Annotated in this window: 21 protein-coding genes; 17 read left to right on the top strand and 4 right to left on the bottom strand. The window is 31.4% G+C overall.

The genetic code is table 11. The annotated features are described in order from the left end of the window. Positions 1 to 11 precede the first annotated feature (11 nt). The 17 genes from rfbF to BW935_RS08190 all read left to right on the top strand — a co-directional run bounded on the left by rfbF (position 12) and on the right by BW935_RS08190 (position 16,997). On the top strand, positions 12 to 785 hold the full coding sequence (gene rfbF / locus BW935_RS08265) for a glucose-1-phosphate cytidylyltransferase (protein ID WP_076500778.1): 774 nt from the start codon (positions 12 to 14) through the stop codon (positions 783 to 785). Continuing rightward, positions 767 to 1,852, top strand: a complete 1,086-nt coding sequence (rfbG, locus tag BW935_RS08260) for a CDP-glucose 4,6-dehydratase (protein WP_217695355.1) — start codon at positions 767 to 769, stop codon at positions 1,850 to 1,852. The genes rfbF and rfbG overlap by 19 nt, the downstream gene beginning before the upstream one ends. Further along, positions 1,849 to 3,168 carry a lipopolysaccharide biosynthesis protein RfbH gene (rfbH, locus tag BW935_RS08255; protein ID WP_076500495.1) on the top strand — a complete coding sequence of 440 codons (1,320 nt, stop codon included), beginning with the start codon at positions 1,849 to 1,851 and terminating at the stop codon, positions 3,166 to 3,168. The genes rfbG and rfbH overlap by 4 nt, the downstream gene beginning before the upstream one ends. 4 nt (positions 3,169 to 3,172) lie before the next feature. Then, on the top strand, positions 3,173 to 4,000 hold the full coding sequence (locus tag BW935_RS08250; RefSeq protein WP_076500493.1) for an NAD-dependent epimerase/dehydratase family protein: 828 nt from the start codon (positions 3,173 to 3,175) through the stop codon (positions 3,998 to 4,000). Beyond that, on the top strand, positions 4,001 to 5,137 hold the full coding sequence (locus BW935_RS08245; RefSeq protein ID WP_076500491.1) for a hypothetical protein: 1,137 nt from the start codon (positions 4,001 to 4,003) through the stop codon (positions 5,135 to 5,137). A 366-nt stretch (positions 5,138 to 5,503) separates the two neighbouring features. Then, on the top strand, positions 5,504 to 6,844 hold the full coding sequence (locus tag BW935_RS08240) for a flippase (RefSeq protein WP_084565882.1): 1,341 nt from the start codon (positions 5,504 to 5,506) through the stop codon (positions 6,842 to 6,844). Between the two features lie 50 nt (positions 6,845 to 6,894). Further along, positions 6,895 to 7,773, top strand: coding sequence for a glycosyltransferase family protein (locus BW935_RS08235; protein WP_245802667.1), 879 nt, complete (start codon positions 6,895 to 6,897; stop codon positions 7,771 to 7,773). Positions 7,774 to 7,975: 202 nt separating this feature from the next. Continuing rightward, the gene (locus BW935_RS08230; RefSeq protein ID WP_076500488.1) at positions 7,976 to 9,109 is read left to right on the top strand and encodes a hypothetical protein; all 1,134 of its coding nucleotides are present in this window, start codon (positions 7,976 to 7,978) and stop codon (positions 9,107 to 9,109) included. Positions 9,110 to 9,248: 139 nt separating this feature from the next. Next, positions 9,249 to 10,001: a glycosyltransferase family 2 protein gene (locus BW935_RS08225; protein ID WP_076500486.1), complete on the top strand. Its 753-nt coding sequence runs from the start codon at positions 9,249 to 9,251 to the stop codon at positions 9,999 to 10,001. A gap of 3 nt (positions 10,002 to 10,004) precedes the next feature. Next, positions 10,005 to 10,919 (top strand): glycosyltransferase family 2 protein, encoded by a 915-nt coding sequence (locus tag BW935_RS08220; RefSeq protein WP_076500484.1) that lies wholly within the window; start codon positions 10,005 to 10,007, stop codon positions 10,917 to 10,919. Positions 10,920 to 10,952: 33 nt separating this feature from the next. After that, entirely contained in the window at positions 10,953 to 12,224 is a 1,272-nt protein-coding gene (locus BW935_RS08215) for a TolB family protein (protein ID WP_084565880.1), read from the top strand. Further along, positions 12,221 to 13,042, top strand: coding sequence for a glycosyltransferase (locus BW935_RS08210; protein ID WP_076500482.1), 822 nt, complete (start codon positions 12,221 to 12,223; stop codon positions 13,040 to 13,042). The genes BW935_RS08215 and BW935_RS08210 overlap by 4 nt, the downstream gene beginning before the upstream one ends. Before the next feature lie 24 nt (positions 13,043 to 13,066). After that, on the top strand, positions 13,067 to 14,350 hold the full coding sequence (locus BW935_RS08205) for a hypothetical protein (RefSeq protein ID WP_076500480.1): 1,284 nt from the start codon (positions 13,067 to 13,069) through the stop codon (positions 14,348 to 14,350). Between the two features lie 34 nt (positions 14,351 to 14,384). Beyond that, on the top strand, positions 14,385 to 14,588 hold the full coding sequence (locus tag BW935_RS18055) for a hypothetical protein (protein ID WP_084565879.1): 204 nt from the start codon (positions 14,385 to 14,387) through the stop codon (positions 14,586 to 14,588). Continuing rightward, the gene (locus tag BW935_RS18050) at positions 14,582 to 14,815 is read left to right on the top strand and encodes a hypothetical protein (protein ID WP_084565878.1); all 234 of its coding nucleotides are present in this window, start codon (positions 14,582 to 14,584) and stop codon (positions 14,813 to 14,815) included. Before BW935_RS18055 ends, BW935_RS18050 begins: the two co-directional genes overlap by 7 nt. Further along, positions 14,812 to 16,479, top strand: coding sequence for a capsule assembly Wzi family protein (locus BW935_RS08195; protein WP_076500478.1), 1,668 nt, complete (start codon positions 14,812 to 14,814; stop codon positions 16,477 to 16,479). The genes BW935_RS18050 and BW935_RS08195 overlap by 4 nt, the downstream gene beginning before the upstream one ends. Beyond that, on the top strand, positions 16,479 to 16,997 hold the full coding sequence (locus BW935_RS08190; RefSeq protein WP_076500476.1) for a cupin domain-containing protein: 519 nt from the start codon (positions 16,479 to 16,481) through the stop codon (positions 16,995 to 16,997). The genes BW935_RS08195 and BW935_RS08190 overlap by 1 nt, the downstream gene beginning before the upstream one ends. Positions 16,998 to 17,003: 6 nt before the next feature. On the opposite strand, the gene BW935_RS08185 is transcribed toward BW935_RS08190, so the two are convergent. Genes BW935_RS08185 through BW935_RS18040 form a run of 4 tightly spaced genes read right to left on the bottom strand, consistent with a single transcriptional unit; the run spans position 17,004 to position 18,174 of the window. Next, positions 17,004 to 17,384: a protein-export chaperone SecB gene (locus BW935_RS08185; protein ID WP_076500474.1), complete on the bottom strand. Its 381-nt coding sequence runs from the start codon at positions 17,382 to 17,384 to the stop codon at positions 17,004 to 17,006. 2 nt (positions 17,385 to 17,386) lie between these two features. Further along, positions 17,387 to 17,614, bottom strand: a complete 228-nt coding sequence (locus BW935_RS08180) for a hypothetical protein (RefSeq protein ID WP_076500472.1) — start codon at positions 17,612 to 17,614, stop codon at positions 17,387 to 17,389. Between the two features lie 2 nt (positions 17,615 to 17,616). Beyond that, positions 17,617 to 17,838 (bottom strand): hypothetical protein, encoded by a 222-nt coding sequence (locus BW935_RS18045; protein ID WP_084565876.1) that lies wholly within the window; start codon positions 17,836 to 17,838, stop codon positions 17,617 to 17,619. 24 nt (positions 17,839 to 17,862) lie between these two features. Beyond that, on the bottom strand, positions 17,863 to 18,174 hold the full coding sequence (locus BW935_RS18040) for a poly(ADP-ribose) polymerase family protein (RefSeq protein ID WP_084565874.1): 312 nt from the start codon (positions 18,172 to 18,174) through the stop codon (positions 17,863 to 17,865). Positions 18,175 to 18,602: the final 428 nt, after the last annotated feature.

Below are 18,602 nucleotides of genomic sequence, written 5' to 3'. Positions count from 1 at the left end.
ATCAACTTATTATGAAAGCAGTAATTTTAGCAGGTGGTTTAGGAACCCGATTAAGTGAAGAGACCTCAATAAAGCCTAAACCAATGGTTGAAATCGGAGGTAAGCCAATCTTATGGCATATAATGAAAATATATTCAAGCCATGGAGTTAATGATTTTATAATTTGTTGTGGATATAAAGGTTATGTTATAAAGGAGTATTTCGCTAATTACTTCTTACATCAATCAGATGTAACTTTTGATATGACAAACAATTCGATGGAAGTTCATCATAAAAGAGTAGAACCATGGAAGATTACATTGGTTGATACAGGTGATAATACGATGACAGGGGGTAGGTTAAGAAGAGTTTTTGATTATATCAAAAATGAAGAATCTTTTTGCTTTACTTATGGTGATGGCGTTGGTGATATCAATATCAAAAAATCTATAGAATTTCATAAAACTCATGGAAAACTAGCTACAATGACTTCAACTTATCCTCCTGGGAGATTTGGAGCCATTGATATTGATGGAGATCAAATTAGAAGTTTTAAGGAAAAACCAAAAGGGGATGGGGCCATGATTAATGGAGGTTTTTTTATTCTTTCTCCAAATGTAGTTTCAAGGATTAGTGGAGATAGTTCGATATGGGAGCAAGAACCATTGATGTCTCTAGCTGAAGATGGAGAATTAATGGCATTCAGGCATGAAGGTTTTTGGCAGCCAATGGATACATTAAGAGATAAAATTAAATTACAAGAATTGTGGGAGGAAGACAAAGCACCATGGAAAAATTGGAAATAGGAAAAGTAAATCCTTCTTTTTGGAAAGGAAGGAGAGTTTTCCTTACAGGACATACTGGTTTTAAAGGAAGCTGGTTAAGCCTTTGGCTTCATCAAATGGGTGCTATAGTTAAAGGTTTTGCGCTTGAACCGAATACTAATCCATCTTTGTTTGAGGTAGCCAAAGTCAATGAATTGCTTGACAGTCAATTTGGAGATATTAGAGATATATCGATCATTAAAAAAAGCATGGTTGATTTTAATCCTGACGTCTTAATTCACATGGCAGCCCAACCACTTGTTAGACTTTCTTATCATGAACCAGTAAATACTTACATGACAAATGTAATGGGAACAGTGAATGTTTTAGAATCTGCTAGAAGTTGTAAAAATCTAAAAGCAATTGTTTCTGTAACCACCGATAAATGTTACGAAAATAAGGAATGGGCTTGGGGATACAGAGAAAATGAACCAATGGGCGGACATGACCCTTATAGCAGTAGCAAAGGCTGCGTCGAGTTGGTCACAGCTGCCTATAGAAGTTCTTTTTTCAATACTAACGATACAGCCAATTTAGCATCTGCAAGAGCTGGAAATGTAATTGGTGGAGGTGATTGGGCTGAGGACAGGTTAATTCCAGACATTCTAAAAGCATTCGAAAAACAGGAACCCGTGATTATTAGAAATCCATTGGCTACACGTCCTTGGCAACATGTACTTGAGCCACTTTCTGGCTATTTGGTATTGGCACAACAACTATACAACAAGGGCAAAGAATTTGCAGAACCGTGGAATTTCGGGCCTAAAGATGAGGATTGCCAATCTGTTGGTTGGATCTTAGATAAAATGGTTGCAAAGTGGGGAGAAGGTGCTTCATGGGAATTAGATGAAAAAAATAATCCACACGAAGCTGGATATTTAAAGTTGGATTGTTCTAAAGCTGCAATGAAGTTAAATTGGCATCCAAGATGGAATTTAGAATACACATTAGACAGTATTATCAATTGGCATCATAGCTGGTTATCTGGAAAAAATATACAAGAACAATGCCTGCAAGAAATTGCAGCTTACAATGATATTGAAATATGAGTAATAAATTAGATAGCTTAAGAGCGGAAATTTCATCTTTAGTAGCAGAATATGCTAAAGAACAGTATGCACCCAAAGCTTTTGTCCCAGGACAAACCGTTATACCTCCTTCAGGAAAGTTATTGGGAGAACAAGAATTACAAAACATGGTTTCAGCATCCCTTGACGGATGGTTGACTACTGGTCATTTTAATCAAAAATTTGAAGTAGGTTTAGCAAAATTCCTGGGTGTAAAATATTGTTTATCAGTAAATTCAGGCTCTTCTGCTAATTTAGTAGCATTTAGCACGATAACATCTCCAAAATTAGGTGACAGAGCAGTAAAAAGAGGCGATGAGGTTATTGGTGTTGCTGCGGGTTTTCCAACTACAGTAAATCCAATTATCCAATTTGGCGCCATACCGGTTTTTGTAGATGTAGACATCAAAACGCACAATGTAAATGCAGACTTAATTGAAGCTGCCATCACTCCAAAAACCAAAGCTATTATGTTGGCTCATGCTTTAGGAAATCCTTTCAATGTTGCCAAAGTCAAGGAATTGTGTGATAAGTACAATTTATGGTTGATCGAAGATACATGTGATGCTTTAGGGGCAGAGTATAATGGACAAAAATGTGGTACGTTTGGAGATATAGGGACGCTAAGTTTCTATCCAGCACACCACATGACTATGGGTGAAGGAGGGGCAGTGTTTATGAATGATCCTCAATTAAAAGTTATCGCAGAATCTTTCAGAGATTGGGGAAGAGACTGTTATTGCCCTCCAGGTTGCGACAATACCTGTGGTTGTCGTTTTGAACAAAAACACGGTGAACTTCCTTTTGGATACGATCACAAATATGTGTATTCACATTCAGGATACAATTTGAAAATTACAGATATGCAAGCGGCTTGTGGTTTGGCACAGCTAGATAAACTGGACTTTTTTATACAAAAACGTAGAGAAAATTACGAGTATTTGTTCAATAGACTACAATCATTGACCGACTTTTTAGAATTGCCGGTAGCAACTCCAAATAGTAATCCTTCTTGGTTTGGATTCCCAATTACTTTAAAAGATACAGCAGGTGTTACTCGAGTTGAAGTAACCCGTTTTTTGGATGATAACAAGATTGGCTCTCGTTTGTTATTTGCAGGAAACTTACTGAAACAACCTTATTTTAAGGATGTGGAGTACAGAGTTGTGGGTGAACTAACTCATACTGACAAAACGATGAACGATACTTTTTGGATTGGAGTACAACCTGCATTGACCAATGAACAATTGGATTTTGTTTGTGATAAATTGGAAGAGTTCTTCGGATTGAATTTTTAGTAACATGAAAATCTTCGTTACTGGTGCAACAGGGTTTATTGGCTCCCATTTTATTAATCTTGCAATTAAAAATGGTTTTGATGTAGTTGGTTTAAAAAGGAGTCTTTATTCAAAGCCAAGAATTGAACTAGATAAAGAACCAAATTGGCTTGTCAAGTCAATTGATGAGTTGGAAGAAAATGATTTTAAAGGAATTGATATTGTGGTTCACCTTGCAGCTCATTCAATGCAACCGCCATATGATTCTTTAGAAAATTGTATGTACTGGAATGTTATTGCCCCAATAAAAGCATTTCAAAAGGCTGTTAATTTAGGATTAAAAAAGTTTGTAATTGCAGGTAGTTGCTTCGAATACGGAGAATCGGGTTTATTGTATAAGGAAATACCAGTTAATGCACCTTTAAGACCCACATTAAGCTATTCTGCTTCTAAAGCAGCTTCCTCAATTGCCTTTTATCAAATGGCTGTTCAATTTAAATTATCACTATCATATTTTAGAATTTTCCATGTTTTTGGGGAAGGAGAGTCAAATGATAGATTATGGCCTTCATTAAAGCGAGCTGCAATTGAAGGTAAAGATTTTCCTATGACTAAAGGTGAACAAATCAGGGATTTTATTCCAGTTGAATATGTTTGTAAAAGATTGCTTGAGCAATGTAAAAGAGATAATCATGTTCCTTTCATTGAGAATCTAGGAACAGGAATACCAAAGTCAATTTTAGAGTTTTCTCAATACTGGTGGGAAGTATGGAATGCTACAGGGAAGCTCCTTATAGGAGAACTAGATTATAGGGATGGTGAAATTATGAGATACGTGCCTAAAATAGATTAAATGAAAAGAAAAATAATCGTTTCAGGAATTGGACCAGGTAAGGGAGGAGTTGGAAGATTAATTAATAATATAATAGTTAAAAAAAGTGAACAAATTGATATTCTATTTAAACCAGAAAAGAGATCAATTAAGAATCTTTATTATAAAAAACAATACTTTAATATTATTATCGAGTATCTGAAAAGAGTTAGATTTTTTGTTTTGTACTTTCCAAAAATTTGGCTATTGTCTAAGAGAGAAGTAATCTTACTGCACCCACAAGCTTTAGGTTACAATTTGTTTTTTAGAATAGTTAAACGAAATAAAGTTTATTTTTATGTTATGGATAATGGATTTTTTTGTGTTAAATCATATAATAATAATCCAAATACTGGAAATGAATGCTTTAAATGCATTGGATCTTCTGCGAATATTGATGAAAATTGCAATCCATTTCCAATTAATTACGAAAGAAATAAAAATATTAGTTACCTCAAAAAGCTAAAGGAAATTTCTCCCTCCTTGATTTTTTTAGCACAGAATAAGTTACAAAAAAAAGTACTTGAAAATCATTTTGGAGAAGGTATAAAGTGTACAATAATAGGGATGGATACAGGTGAATTTTCAAATATTGTTTATGAAGAAAAGTCTTTTCCTGTAAAATACGATATAGTTTTTCATGGCGCTAATTTATCTGCAAAAGGAATAAACTATGTTATTGATCTATCATTACTTTTGCCACAATTTTCATTTGCAATTCCTTTTTCCAAAAATGAAGTGGAAAGTTATTTAGGGTTTAACATTTATAATGAAAATTTGAAATTTATTCCATGTTCTTGGGAAAGTGGTCTTAAAAATATGGTAATTAGTTCTAGACTAGTTTTGAACCCGTCTTTATGGTCTGCTCCAATTGAAGGTGCTTTACTTAAATCATATTTGTATAATCCAAATTTAGCTACTGTAAAAACAGATTTTGGTTTTGAAAAGGAGTTTAGCAAATTATCAAATCATTTAAGACTCAGTGAAGATTTAATTATCGCTTCAAAACAAATTATTGAATATTTAAATCAAGAGAAGCGAGATAATAAAAATGAATTTATGAATCGCCACCAAATAATAAGTGGTGTTTTGAGTAACTTCGATAGATCACTTTTTTAGATGCAATGTTATTCCCAAGGTCTCTATTAATATTTGACTATTTTAAGTTAAATATTGCTTGATTGTAAACTGTAATCAATCGACTTTTTTTGAAAAATTATTAATATTCTAATTATATTATTTTGAATAAAACCTTATATCAATGCTTTTTTTTAATTATTTGCATTTGTACAAATTATTCATTTTTGATTCTGATTTCAAATATTGAAAATCGTTTACTGCTTGAACTCAGTGTTCAATTTAATAGATAATTACACTACGGAGAATATGAGCTTACAAGGTAGATATGCTGAATTCATTAATTTGAATTGCTACATATTAAAAATATGATTTTGAATATGTATAATCTTATTTCACAAATTAATCATGATTAATTATAAAGGTGAGAATATTGTTAAAAAATATTTTCTTAATTTATCTAAGAATAACATTATTTTCGAGAATGTGATTTGGCTATTTTTTGATAAGTTATTTAGGATGGGGTTGGGATTATTTGTAGGAGTATGGGTTGCAAGATATTTAGGCCCTAAGGATTTTGGTTTATTAAATTATGCTAAATCTTTTATTCTCCTATTTTCAGCACTAGCCTCATTAGGATTGCAAGGATTGGTTGTTAGAGAAATTGTAAAAAACAAAGCTAATCAATTTGAAATTTTAGGTACTAGCTTTTACATGAGGGTGTTTGGTGGAATATCCGTAATGTTTATATCTTTCATATCAATTAAATTATATGAACCTGAAAATGATATATTGCATTATTTAGTGTTAATAGTTAGTGGTACGATGGTTTTTAAAGCCTCTGAAATTATTTCTTTTTGGTTTGAATCTCAAGTACAATCTAAATTTCAAGTTTGGGTTGAAAATAGTGTTTTTTTTATATCAGCAATAATTAAGATTATATTCATCTATTATGGGCTGCCCGTAATTATGTTTGCTTGGGCTTTTTTATTCGAATCATTTCTTATCGCTATAATATTATTTGGAGTATATAGGTCAAAGGGATTAAAAGTTAGGGATTGGTCTTTTTCTATATATAGAATGAAGTATCTTCTTAATGAAGGATGGCCTCTTATTTTAGCTGGCTTATCGATTATGCTATATATGCAGATAGATAAGATAATGATTGGTAAAATTTTGGGTGAAAAGGAAGTTGGTTTATATTCAGTGGCTGTTCAAATTAGTGAGGTTTGGTATTTTCTTCCCACAGTAATTGCATCTTCCATTTTTCCTTCTTTAATAAAATTGAAAGAGAATAATTCAAAACTCTATAAAAGAAGAATTGAAAAATTATTTGATATTATGGTAGTTTTATCATTGATAATTGCTATCTCAATGACATTTCTTTCCCATAAATTGATTTTTTTATTGTTTGGTGGTGATTATATAGAAGCTGGCAAAGTATTATCGATACACATTTGGGCTGGTGTATTTGTTTTTCTTGGAGTTTTGAGTAGCAAATGGTTCTTGATTGAAAACTTACAAAAATTCTCCTTTTACAGAACTGCTTGGGGTGGTTTACTTAATATTGGATTAAACTATTTGTTAATCCCAAAATTTGGAATAACAGGTTCCGCTATAGCAACAGTAATAAGTCAGTCTTTTAGTAGTGTGTTTCTCAATGCATTTTCAAAAGATGTTAGGCCATTATTTTATATGCAAATAAGGGCTTTGATATTTTATAATTATATTAAATTAATAGCAAAATGATTTTAGCACCGATTATTTTATTCGTTTATAATAGGCCTAGACATACACGAATGACTATTGAGGCACTGCAAAAAAATAAACTAGCCGAAAGAAGTGACTTAATTATTTATTCTGATGGAAATAAAAATGAATTAAATTATAACGAGGTACTTGAGGTAAGAAATTACTTAAAAACGATAGATGGATTTAAATCAATAGAAATTATAGAAAGAGAAAAAAATCTGGGTTTAGCTTCAAATATTATTGATGGTGTTACTATTAATATTAAAAAGTTTGGTAAAGTTATAGTTTTGGAAGATGATATTGTAACAAGTCCCTTTTTCTTAACATTTATGAATTCTGCTTTAGATTATTATAATAAAAACCATAAAGTTTGGCATATAAGTGGTTGGAATTATCCAATGAGTAGTGAAGGATTGAATGATGTTTACTTTTGGAGAGGTATGATTTGTTGGGGTTGGGCTACTTGGGCTGATAAATGGGAATACTTTGAAAAAGATCCGATAAAGCTGAAAAAAGAATTTTCAGCAAAACAGAAATATGTTTTTGATTTGGAAGGATCAGGAATATTTTGGCCTCAAATAGTAAAAAATTTAAAAGGGAAATTAAATACATGGGCAATTTTTTGGTATGCTTCAATTTTTAAGAATAATGGATTATGTCTTCATCCTACTGTTTCATACGTTGAAAATGTAGGTTTTGATGGGTCAGGAACCAATTGTGTTGATTCAGGGAATGTTCATAATTTTGAGTTGAATACAAAAAATAGTTTGAACTTTGATGAACCAATTTTTGAGTCAGAAATAGCTGTTAAAAGAATTAAGCTATATTACAAAAGTATAAAGAAAACTATATTTTTAAAAATAGTTAACAAATCGAAAAAAATACTAAAAAAATATATGATTATACGGAGTATTGCTAACGAGTAAATTGAACGTATTTATCAAAGTTAATAGAGTCCATAGCTGGAATGTAGCTTAGCTTACGGATAAAATTTAACAGAATCACTATTTTATTGAAAAAAATAATTTGAATATTTAATGGAGTGAAAATTAGTAAGCGTGAAATTACCTTTTACTTTATAGCAATATGATTGTTTAAATTTAGTTCGTCAGCTTTGAATAATAAATAATGATTAAGATTGATATTAGATCATTTAAAATTAATTTTTTTCTGTATGTAGCTTTTTTTGCTCTAGGTTTAAATAAAATATCATTTTATTTACCAATTTTTACTATCTGGATTTTTTTTACTGCTAATAAACTTTTGAATGGAGGTATAAGTAAAAACTTTGCTCTTTTATCTAGTCTATTTTTGATAACGATAGTTCCAATTTTTTCTTTCGGATTCAATAGGTTAAAATTAGATAACCCATATTTGAATTTTTCAGCTATTATGTTCTCTCTTATTGTTGTTGGCTATATATTTCAGGTACAAAATCGACAGAGACAAATTAAATTACTGATTTGTTTTATTTTTGGAATGGGATTCGAAGCTTTAATTATAACAATATATTCTTTTTTTACAGATCCTATAATTTATGGTTATGGCCTACTTATTGATCCTTTTACAAAAATAGAAATTAATTCACCTAGTGTAAGTAACAGTTTAGCTATATTCTCTACAGTTCTACTCTTTTTCTTATTTAAAGGGTCGAATAAGAAAATAAAGCTAGTAGTATTAGTATTGTTTTTAACTTGTTTAGTTTCTGGTGTATTTTTAGGGGGGAGAACTTTTTTCATAATTATTTTTCTATCTCTTTTATTATTAATATCATATGATTTAACCCTATTTCAATTTTTGAAGCTACTTAGCTTTTTTATGATATTTACAATTTGTTTATTATACCTATTTAATAATAGTGATTTTTTCTCTCTGTACGTTGAATTTTCACTTACAAGATTTGAGAAAGGGTTAGAAAGTACGCGTTCACGACATTATGCACACGGAATGGAACAACTATTATATTATCCTTTTGGTGGGTTTGAAGTAGATACATCAATTGAAAAAACTTATTGGTTTCACAATGTATTTTTAGATAATGCTAGATTAGCAGGGTGGATACCATCAATAAGTTTGTTTTTTGCAATTTTATTTATTTTCATTTCCTCTTTTAAGTATAAAAGACTAAAAAGCTTGAGTTTTTTTATATTTTTCATTACATTTTTAATCTTGCAACAAGATGTTGTAATTGAAGGGAATTATAGGTCGTTAATTATAGTATACTTATCTGGAGTCTTGCTTGTATCAAGAAATAAAAAGTAATGAGCTTTAAATTCAGTAGTTCTATATTTAAAAATATTATTAAAAATAAATCTTCATTTTTTTTTCCTCTAGAAAGAAATTTTAGAATAGAAGGAGGCTTTGAATTTAAAGGAAATGTAAAAAAGTCAAATAAAGAAATATGGTAATTTCAATTATTACTGTAGTTTTCAATGGTAAAGAATGCCTTGAAAAGACAATTTTAAGTGTTTTGAATCAGAGTTACTCAAATATAGAATTCATAATTATTGATGGAGGCTCACGTGATGGAACAATAGATATAATTAAAAAGTATGAAAATCAATTAGATATTTGGCTATCAGAAAAAGATAATGGTATTTACGATGCAATGAATAAAGGTATTAGGCTATCAAAAGGGCATTATATTAACTTCATGAATGCTGGTGATACCTTTATTGATAATTTTGTTATTGAAAAATTTGTTACATTATGTAATAAATCAGATGTAGTTTATGGTAACTACATGCTTCAATATCAGAGTGGTTTAAATAAAATTATAGAGTCTGGATTAGCACGTAACCTATGGAAAGGTTCACAGTTCAATCATCAAGCTACTTTTGTGAAGTCTTCACTCTACAAAAAGATGGAATTCGATATTCAAGAAAGAATTGTTGCTGATTTCAAATTTTTTTATTCTGTGTATATCCAAGGTTATCAATTTCAAAAATTAGATCTAGTAGTGGCTAAGTTTTTAGCAGGCGGGGTTTCAGATCAAAATAGACTTAAAGTTAAGTTTCACTTTTGGTCTATTGTCAATAGAAATTGGAAATCATACTTATATTACTCATATATCATCACACTGACATTTTTTAAAGTTCTAGTTAAAAAAGTATTAGGTACTAGATTATCCGATTATATAGCAAATAAAGTTTAAAGAATGTATAAAATATCAGTTATAATCCCAACTCATAATCGACCTAAATTATTGAAACGGGCGATTCAAAGTGTTATAGAGCAAAAGTATAATGCTTTTGAGATATTAATAGTTGATGATGTTAATTGTCAAGAAACTGAAAATTTAATAAAAGGATTTAGCCAGTCAAATTTATTTTATATTAATAATGCTTGTGGAAGCGGAGCATCTTCATCAAGAAATCTAGGAGTTGAATTTTCTAAAGGAGATTATATCAGTTTTTTAGACGATGATGATGAATGGTTACCTGATAAATTAAGTGAACAGGTTAAAGAAATAGACAAGAGTGGAGCTGATGTGATTTTTTCTAAAATTCTCATTAAATATGAGAATAAAGATTTATCCTATATAACAAATACATCTATTGTGAAAGATCCTCTCAAGCAAATTCTAATTGAAAACTACTTGGGAGCTACTATTTCAGCAGTTATTAAAAAACAAGCATTTCTAAATATAGGAGGTTTTGATATTAATTTTCCTGCTAGAGAAGAATATGATTTATGGATACGGCTGATCAGTGGAGGATTTAAAATTTCTGTTGTGAGTAAGGCTTTATGTATTTCATATAGGTCTTTACAAAAAAGGAGTAGAATATCAGCTAATATCGTTAATTACGAAACAGCTATTAAATTATTAAATTCAAAACATAAAGAGCTTGTACTTAATAATCTTTCTGATTCGGAAATTCGTCTTAGGAAATCAAAACAATTTGAATTTCTTTCTGCGCAAGGTATTTCTATTGGGTTAAGATATTCTCCCTTTAAATATTATTTTAAATCTTTTATGATTTCATTTAAGATAAAGCCTTTAGTTCTAGCTTTTATAGCAGCCATTAGTCCATACTTATTGATTTTTTTAAGAGCTAAAACTTCCAGATAACAATTTGCTTAATTAGTCTTTAGAAAAATTCATATGAATACAAATTTTAATGTTACGGAAAGGTACATAGCAAATCTTCTTTCCCAGTTCCCAGGGCTAAAATCTAGTGCGAAAAGACTGTACCAGAAAATTAATTATTTAATATATAAAAAAAATTATAGTTATCAAACAAAATATCAAATTCAAACAATTGATTCAGGAGAGCGTGAAACATTTTTTGGATATTACGACAAATCACCAATTTGCAATAATGGTAAATACATTATATATCATGAATCGGAAATTTCAACAAAAAAACTGCCTTCTGCTACAGTTCCTGTTTTTTTGAAAGTTTATGATTTGGTTAAACAGAAAGAAATATTTTCTCATGAAAGTTATGCTTATAATTGGCAACAGGGATCAAAAGCTCAGTGGGTAAATGATGAAGAATTTATTTTTAATAACTTTGACAAAGGAGAATATGTTTCTATAATAGCAAACGTTAAAACTGGAAACTTAAAGAAGATTCCATCTCCAATTTATGATTGCTTTAAAAATCAATTCGCTCTAACTTTAAATTTTGAGCGCTTAATGTCATTGAGACCTGATTATGGTTATAGAAATAAGCCGCCATTGAGTAATGATGATCTTTTTGAATTAAAAAATGATGGTGTTTTTTTTATTGACTTTGTTTCATTAAAAAAAGAAATGATTTTAAGTTTACAGCAAATAATTGAAGTTGGACATAAAATACAAATGGATAAGGCTACACATAAGGTAAATCATATTATGGTATCACCTAATGGGGAAAAGTTTATGTTTTTACATAGGTATTTCATTAATAAAAAACGATTTGATAGACTATTAATAGCGGATGTGGATGGTAATAATTTAAAATTACTTTGTGATGACGAAATGGTTAGCCATTGTTGTTGGGTTGATAATAAGACGATTATCTCTTATCTAAGAGATAAGGAATTTGGTGATCGCTTTTACAGAATTAATATTGAAGATGCTTCAAAAGAAATTCTTGGGGAAGGGATAATAGATAAATACGGTGATGGTCATCCAACTTTTAATAATTATAAAGTTTTATTTGATACATACCCTGATAAGTCTAGGATGAAACATCTTTTTATTTATGATATTTCTTCCAGTAAATTAGAAGAAATAGGAGGCTTTTATGAAAGCCTTTCTTATTATGGAGAAACTAGATCTGATTTACATCCACGATTCAGTCCTGATGGAGAAAAAATATTTTTTGATTCAGTACATGAAGGTAAAAGGAGATTATATTGGATAAACTTAAATAGTCAAAGTAAATGAATTTCTCGGTATTGATTTCTTGTTATATCAAGGATAGTGTATCTCAGCTTGGAGAAGCTCTTGAAAGTATCATTAATCAAACTCTTCTGCCGTCAGAAATTATTTTAGTAGAAGATGGGCCATTAAAAAAAAGGCATGATGAACTTATTAAAGAATTTGAGAAGAAAATTGTAATAAAAAGAATTAAAATTAAAACTAACATTGGACTAGGAAATGCTTTGAATTTAGGATTAATGCATTGCGAAAATGAAATTGTAGTGAGAATGGATTCAGATGACATATGCCATCCAATGAGATTTGAAAAACAAATAAATTTCTTTTTGTCAAATCCAAGTGTTGATATTGTTGGCTCCTGGGCAATTGATATTGACAATGATGGTAACATGCTTAATCGCAGAACCTATCCTGTAGAACACGATAATATTATTAAAATAATTTGGACTTGTCCAATTATACATCCGTCTGTAGCTTATAAAAAACAATCTATTTTATCTATCGGCTCTTACAGAAATGATCTAAAGCGAAGACAAGATTATGAAATGTGGTTAAGAGCTGCCTCTCACGGATTGATTTTTTCAAATATTCCAGAGTTTCTATTATATTACAGGTTTACAAATGATTATTATAAAAAGAATAATATTAAAGTTGCTTTTTCTCAGGCAATAATTGGTGTAAAAGGACTAAACAAATTGAAAAATGTTAGTAGCTATGCATATATAGGAGTTTTTTTTCCTGTTTTTAGAGCTCTACTCCCAAGTTTTATAGAGCGTCCTTTTCATAGTTTAATACGTAAAATTGACCCAAGGACTCTTTATTAATTAAGAAGAAAATTTTATAAACACATGAAAAAAACTATTTTATTAGGCTTAAATGAGTTAAATTTTGAATATATTCAGTCTTATATCAAAGAAGGGAAGCTGAATAATTTTAATAAGTTATTTTCAGAAAATAGAATTGTCGAGACTTATTCTGAAAATGAATATCATTTACTGGAGCCTTGGATACAGTGGGTTACAATTACTACAGGTAAAAGTTTTGAAGAACACAATGTCTTTAGGTTAGGAGATATAGTTGATAGAAAAGACTTAACTCAAATCTTTGAAGCAATAGAAAAAAAAGGATATACAGTTGGTGCAGTCAGTCCTTTTAATGTGGATAATAGGCTTGTTAGACCTGTTTTTTTTGCACCAGATCCTTGGACTAAAACGAAACCTATTGGGAACAAAATATTTGTAGGTTTAAGTGATGCTGTGAGTCAAGCCGTCAATGATAATGCACATGGAAAATTAACAAAAAAATCAATATTAGCATTAATTAAAGGCCTTGGGAAATATACCTCTCCAAATGACTATACTTTTTACATAAATAAGATTGCAAAATTAAAAACACAAATAGGAGTAAGAGCAATTATACTTGATAAATTACTATCTGATACATTTATAAAGGAATGGAAAAAAAGTACTCCTGACTTTGCAAACCTTTTTCTCAACACTGGCGCCCATTTTCAACACCATTACATGTTCAACTCTTCTGCTTATAATGGAGAATTTAACAATCCAGAGTGGTATTGTCCAAAAGATCAGGATCCTTTGTTCGAAATCCTAGAATTATACGATAGTATAATAGGTAAAATACTGAAGCTTGATGCAAGACTTATTGTTGCAACAGGTCTTCATCAAAAACCGCACGAAAATCTAACATTCTATTGGAGAATTAAAGAGCATGCTGAATTTTTAAAAAAGATTGGAGTTACAAAATATACCAAGGTTTTTCCAAGAATGTCAAGAGATTTTTTAATTGAATTTAATTCTTCAGAAGATGCAAAAGAAGCAGAAATAGTTTTAAGTAAATATACAAATAATAATGGTGATGAAAGGATTTTTGAAATAGATAATCGGGGAAAAAGTTTATTTGTTGAATTAATTTTCTCGTCAGATATTGATGATGATTTTAGTATTAAAGGGGATATTATTGTTAATAATTTTAAAAAGTATATTGCTTTTGTTGCAATTAAAAATGGCGAACATGATGGAATAGGTTATGTTGTTGATACAGATAATAGAATTAAAGATAAATCGATAAACCTCAAAGAACTTCATTGTTATTTAATAGAGGATTATATATGATTTTATTTTCTGAATTGAAAAGAATTGATTGTTTATGGTTAATTTAATTTCAGTAGGAAGAACATTTATTGATGAGAGGGGTAAGCTTGTAGCCTTCAATGATTTTTCATTAGAAAAAGTTAATAGAATGTATCAAATAGAGCACTCAGATACTACTGTAATTAGGGCATGGCTAGGGCATAAAATTGAGAACAATTGGTTTTATGTGATTCAAGGAGCTTTCACAATAGCATGGTGAAATTAGATAGTTTTGAAAGTCCAAGCACTGATCTAAAAGCGTCTTTTGAGAATATGCATGCATCCGACAGAGAAATATTACATATACCTAAAGGGCATGCAAACGGTATAAAAGCATTGGAACCAAATTCCAAAATACTTATATTTTCTGACCTTTCTTTAGAGGAAGCTAAAAATGATAATTTCAAGTATGATTATAAGTATTGGTTTGATTGGGAGGTGAAATGAATAAGAGTATAATTTTATTTTTCCTATTATTTGGTGGCCTTACTTTTGATCTAGTAAGCCAAAACTTTATTTCCAATAACAGGCAGTTACAAGAGTTCCTGAGAAGAGATCAACTAACCAATGGCTTCGATTCTACCAATGCTTCTTTCAATTATAGACCCTTTCAAACCGATCGCCTAGAAGAATTTAGCTACTCGATTGCAGATAATTCGCAGGCAAAATCTTACAAGCAAATCAAGTTTGCTGCATTGCCTGTAACACAAACAGTACAATGGAACTCCAATCGACAGTATGGCTGGGGGGATGGACCAATGATTCCAAGTGCAGGGCTTCAATCTTACACTTCTACAGGATTTTACGCAAAATTATCCTTTCTCAAAATTCAAATTCAGCCTGAGATTGTTCTCGCTCAAAACAATAGCTTTCAAGGATTTGGTGAGAATAGAACGACCGAGGAAGTAAGGGATATGTTCTATTTTTTAAATTATGGAGATTATCCAGAACGCTTTGGGAAAGAAGGTTATGAAAATATAAGTTGGGGGCAATCAAAAATTAGTTTAGAAGTAGGAGCCTTTGAAGCAGGAGTAAGTACTGAAAATATTTGGTGGGGTCCAGGACATTTTAATTCGCTAACTTTTTCTAATAATGCACAAGGATTCCCTCATTTAACGCTCAATACGATAAAGCCAGCTAAAACATTTATAGGGAATTTTGAAGGGCAGATCATTGTAGGAAGATTAGAAAACTCAGGGCTTCAACCAACACAGTTTGATGAATTAAATAACAGATTTGGAAGGTCATTCTCTGGTGATTGGAGATACTTGAATGGAATTACAGTTTCTTTTAATCCAAAATGGATCCCTGGTTTATTTGTAGGTTTTACAAGGACCTTTCAACAATACAATGAATTCAGAGGAGAACTATTTAGAGATTATTTCCCAATTTTTGATGCTTTTCAGAAAGTTGAAGTTGGGTTTGACAAAGATGCAGAAGGCAAAGATCAACAAGCTACCGTAATTGCAAGGTTTGTGGCCCCAAAAGCCAATGCTGAAGTTTACTTTGAATACGGTAGGAGAGACCATGCTTTTAATTGGAGAGAAGCTGTTTTAAACCCTGAACATGCTCGAGCATATCTTTTTGGTTTCACTAAGCTATTTCAGACATATATGGATAAAAAGTTAATCCAAGTAAGAGGTGAAATTACCCATCAACAGGAGTCTGTGAATAGATATTTAAGATACCCTAATTTACGTGGAGGCCAATCTTGGCATACTCATTCCAGAGCAAGAGGTTTTGCTCATTACGGCCAAGCCCTCGGAGTAGGCATTGGAACAGGCTCCAACGTCCAAACCCTAGAAATCTCCTTGGTTGAAAAATTCAACAAAATGGGGATTCTCCTTGAACGCCTAGAGAATCATCAAGACTTCTTTTATCGTGCTTTCGGTCAGCAGCAAGAACATAAACCTTGGATAGACCTCAGTGTTGGCTTCCTATTCGATAAGCAATGGAATAACCTACTCCTCAGCTCCAAACTCCAATTGATCAATGGCATGAATTACCAATGGCAACTAGCCCCTGACAGTACCCCTGAATACCCCAGAGGAGAAAACCTATTCTCCATCCACTCCCAAGTCAGTTTAATTTACCTCTTTAATAAGAAATAATGATATTTTCATTTTTTCCAGAAGCAAAAGAAAAGTTCAAGTTTTTTGATGAAATCAAGTCAAATATAATAGATTTAGGCTTTAATATTTGCTCAGAAGACTTTCATAGACCCTGGGGTGGTTTTTTAGTCATTGACCCAGACCAAATAGAGGCTTTCAGCAAGCAATTCTTTTCAGAGCTTGATTTAGACTTAGACAGCTCACTCTCTTACAGTCCCAAGATCCTATTGGTTGCACCAAATCAAAAACTCTCCTGGCAGTACCACCACCGTAGATCAGAACTCTGGAAACTCGTAGCTGGCAAAGCCGCCATCTCAAGATCATTCACAAACCAAGAAAATCCAGCTACCGATATGGAAATAGGGGACCTGATCAAGCTGGCACAAGGAGAGCGTCACAGGTTGATAGGTAAAGATACCTGGGGCATAGTCGCAGAAATCTGGGTCCACACCGACCCCACCAACCCATCCGACGAATCCGACATCGTCCGCATCCAAGACGATTACCAGAGGAAATAACGATTTCTATTTAGCTGAATTGTTAATTTCTGTAAAATTTATTGACGGTAATATTACAGGATTCATACCAGCTTGTAATGTGAAATTAGATATAAAAGCTCTTAAAAATGGAAAAGCAATCGCAGGAGCATTAACTTTTGGGAAATGCGACAGTTTGAACTCATCTGTTATCTTATTATCTACCTCAAAACGAAATGTACATTCAACATTTAAATCAAAATTCAAATCATTGACTTTGATCTTGAAACCTACCAAAAATATACTTTCACTGTCTTCTGGAAATGAGTGCCAAGTACTTAAATCAAAAACATTATCTTTTCTTCCTTCTTCAAGAATTATGTCATAATTGAGGTGTTCAATTCTCCAATCTAATAGTTGAATTTTCATGTTTACGCTGCCTGAGGCAATGGATCGGTGGGTGAATTGGTGTCTAAAGAATATTCAGTATTTTTATGATACAAATTTACATTGATATGAGTGAATAATTTATCTTTAACATCTAAAGATAAATCTTCTTGGAAACCATATTTGATAGATGAAACCTTATAAAGATCCTCTGAAGTGACTATTTCAAAGTAGCTGTCAATTTTTCGCTTTAATTCTTCAGTTAATTTCATGGCTATATGTCTCCCTCTTTTACTATCGTAGAACTTGTAATGTTCTTATTTGGTTCATAAACAGAACAAATGGTACAATTAGCTGTTCTAAGATTTATTCCTCTTTTTCTTTGTTCCGCAAATTTAATATAATAATTTCCTTTAACAACGTCAATATTTAATAATCCTTCTCCTCTTGCAAAATCAATTATATATCCGTCTTTATAATCAAAAAAGCGACCCATATTTTGAATTTTATTTTTATGAGCCTAGATTATATAATTTAAAATATTCACCCCATCTTCAGTCGTTAAATCCAATAAATGTTCTTCTTCTACCTCAATTTCAGATTTAATTACTGCAAACCTTTTATATGTATTTATTTTGCTTGTATTGTCCCAAGCTTCGGCGATTGCCCATTCGAGAGCTTGATTGCTAGGAGTGGAACTAATTCCTCTAATAAAGAAGTAAGTACCTTTGCCAATCCATTCATTTTCACCTTCAGAGTTTTTAAATCCCTCTTTAATAATGCTTGCAGCGGAATCAGCACTAGTTCCATGATAGCCTACAATGTTTAACATTTTGACAATTTATAAATAAATGGATTTGTCATCAAACATTTTTTTACTTAACCACATGTAATTTATTAAAGTTGATAGAAATATTTAAAATAGTTACGTTTACCAATTGGAATTCGGACTTTATTTTGATGCCATAGGTTTGACCCCTCTGGTTCAAACCTCTTGACCAACTGGTTCAAGTCTTCAGACCTGTCCGATGCAGGCGGGCTTGGACTTTCCTAATTACAGTTTTCAAACTTTCCCACCGTGCTCCTCCGAGCCTCAGTGGAAATTACCAAAGTACCTCTGCGCAATCCCTTCGTGCCAATCCCAGCGCTTCAGCGCTACAAATTTAAAAACATTTCAAACCTAAAAAGTAACCTTCAAACCTCTACCACTTCACAAATCCTTAAAATTCCCATTAGTGTAATTCGAGAAATTAGTGGTTC

The sequence above is a fragment of the Belliella pelovolcani genome (assembly GCF_900156785.1).
GTDB lineage: Bacteria > Bacteroidota > Bacteroidia > Cytophagales > Cyclobacteriaceae > Belliella > Belliella pelovolcani.
This window is presented reverse-complemented; position numbering and strand designations above follow the sequence as displayed.

Excerpts from the sequence above, each read along its gene's own strand:
- rfbF (WP_076500778.1), top strand. The coding sequence starts at position 12 with ATGAAAGCAGTAATTTTAGCAGGTGGTTTAGGAACCCGATTAAGTGAA.
- rfbG (WP_217695355.1), top strand. The coding sequence starts at position 767 with ATGGAAAAATTGGAAATAGGAAAAGTAAATCCTTCTTTTTGGAAAGGA.
- rfbH (WP_076500495.1), top strand. The coding sequence starts at position 1,849 with ATGAGTAATAAATTAGATAGCTTAAGAGCGGAAATTTCATCTTTAGTA.
- BW935_RS08250 (WP_076500493.1), top strand. The coding sequence starts at position 3,173 with ATGAAAATCTTCGTTACTGGTGCAACAGGGTTTATTGGCTCCCATTTT.
- BW935_RS08245 (WP_076500491.1), top strand. The coding sequence starts at position 4,001 with ATGAAAAGAAAAATAATCGTTTCAGGAATTGGACCAGGTAAGGGAGGA.
- BW935_RS08240 (WP_084565882.1), top strand. The coding sequence starts at position 5,504 with ATGATTAATTATAAAGGTGAGAATATTGTTAAAAAATATTTTCTTAAT.
- BW935_RS08235 (WP_245802667.1), top strand. The coding sequence starts at position 6,895 with ATGACTATTGAGGCACTGCAAAAAAATAAACTAGCCGAAAGAAGTGAC.
- BW935_RS08230 (WP_076500488.1), top strand. The coding sequence starts at position 7,976 with ATGATTAAGATTGATATTAGATCATTTAAAATTAATTTTTTTCTGTAT.
- BW935_RS08225 (WP_076500486.1), top strand. The coding sequence starts at position 9,249 with ATGGTAATTTCAATTATTACTGTAGTTTTCAATGGTAAAGAATGCCTT.
- BW935_RS08220 (WP_076500484.1), top strand. The coding sequence starts at position 10,005 with ATGTATAAAATATCAGTTATAATCCCAACTCATAATCGACCTAAATTA.
- BW935_RS08215 (WP_084565880.1), top strand. The coding sequence starts at position 10,953 with ATGAATACAAATTTTAATGTTACGGAAAGGTACATAGCAAATCTTCTT.
- BW935_RS08210 (WP_076500482.1), top strand. The coding sequence starts at position 12,221 with ATGAATTTCTCGGTATTGATTTCTTGTTATATCAAGGATAGTGTATCT.
- BW935_RS08205 (WP_076500480.1), top strand. The coding sequence starts at position 13,067 with ATGAAAAAAACTATTTTATTAGGCTTAAATGAGTTAAATTTTGAATAT.
- BW935_RS18055 (WP_084565879.1), top strand. The coding sequence starts at position 14,385 with ATGGTTAATTTAATTTCAGTAGGAAGAACATTTATTGATGAGAGGGGT.
- BW935_RS18050 (WP_084565878.1), top strand. The coding sequence starts at position 14,582 with ATGGTGAAATTAGATAGTTTTGAAAGTCCAAGCACTGATCTAAAAGCG.
- BW935_RS08195 (WP_076500478.1), top strand. The coding sequence starts at position 14,812 with ATGAATAAGAGTATAATTTTATTTTTCCTATTATTTGGTGGCCTTACT.
- BW935_RS08190 (WP_076500476.1), top strand. The coding sequence starts at position 16,479 with ATGATATTTTCATTTTTTCCAGAAGCAAAAGAAAAGTTCAAGTTTTTT.
- BW935_RS08185 (WP_076500474.1), bottom strand. The coding sequence starts at position 17,384 with ATGAAAATTCAACTATTAGATTGGAGAATTGAACACCTCAATTATGAC.
- BW935_RS08180 (WP_076500472.1), bottom strand. The coding sequence starts at position 17,614 with ATGAAATTAACTGAAGAATTAAAGCGAAAAATTGACAGCTACTTTGAA.
- BW935_RS18045 (WP_084565876.1), bottom strand. The coding sequence starts at position 17,838 with ATGGGTCGCTTTTTTGATTATAAAGACGGATATATAATTGATTTTGCA.
- BW935_RS18040 (WP_084565874.1), bottom strand. The coding sequence starts at position 18,174 with ATGTTAAACATTGTAGGCTATCATGGAACTAGTGCTGATTCCGCTGCA.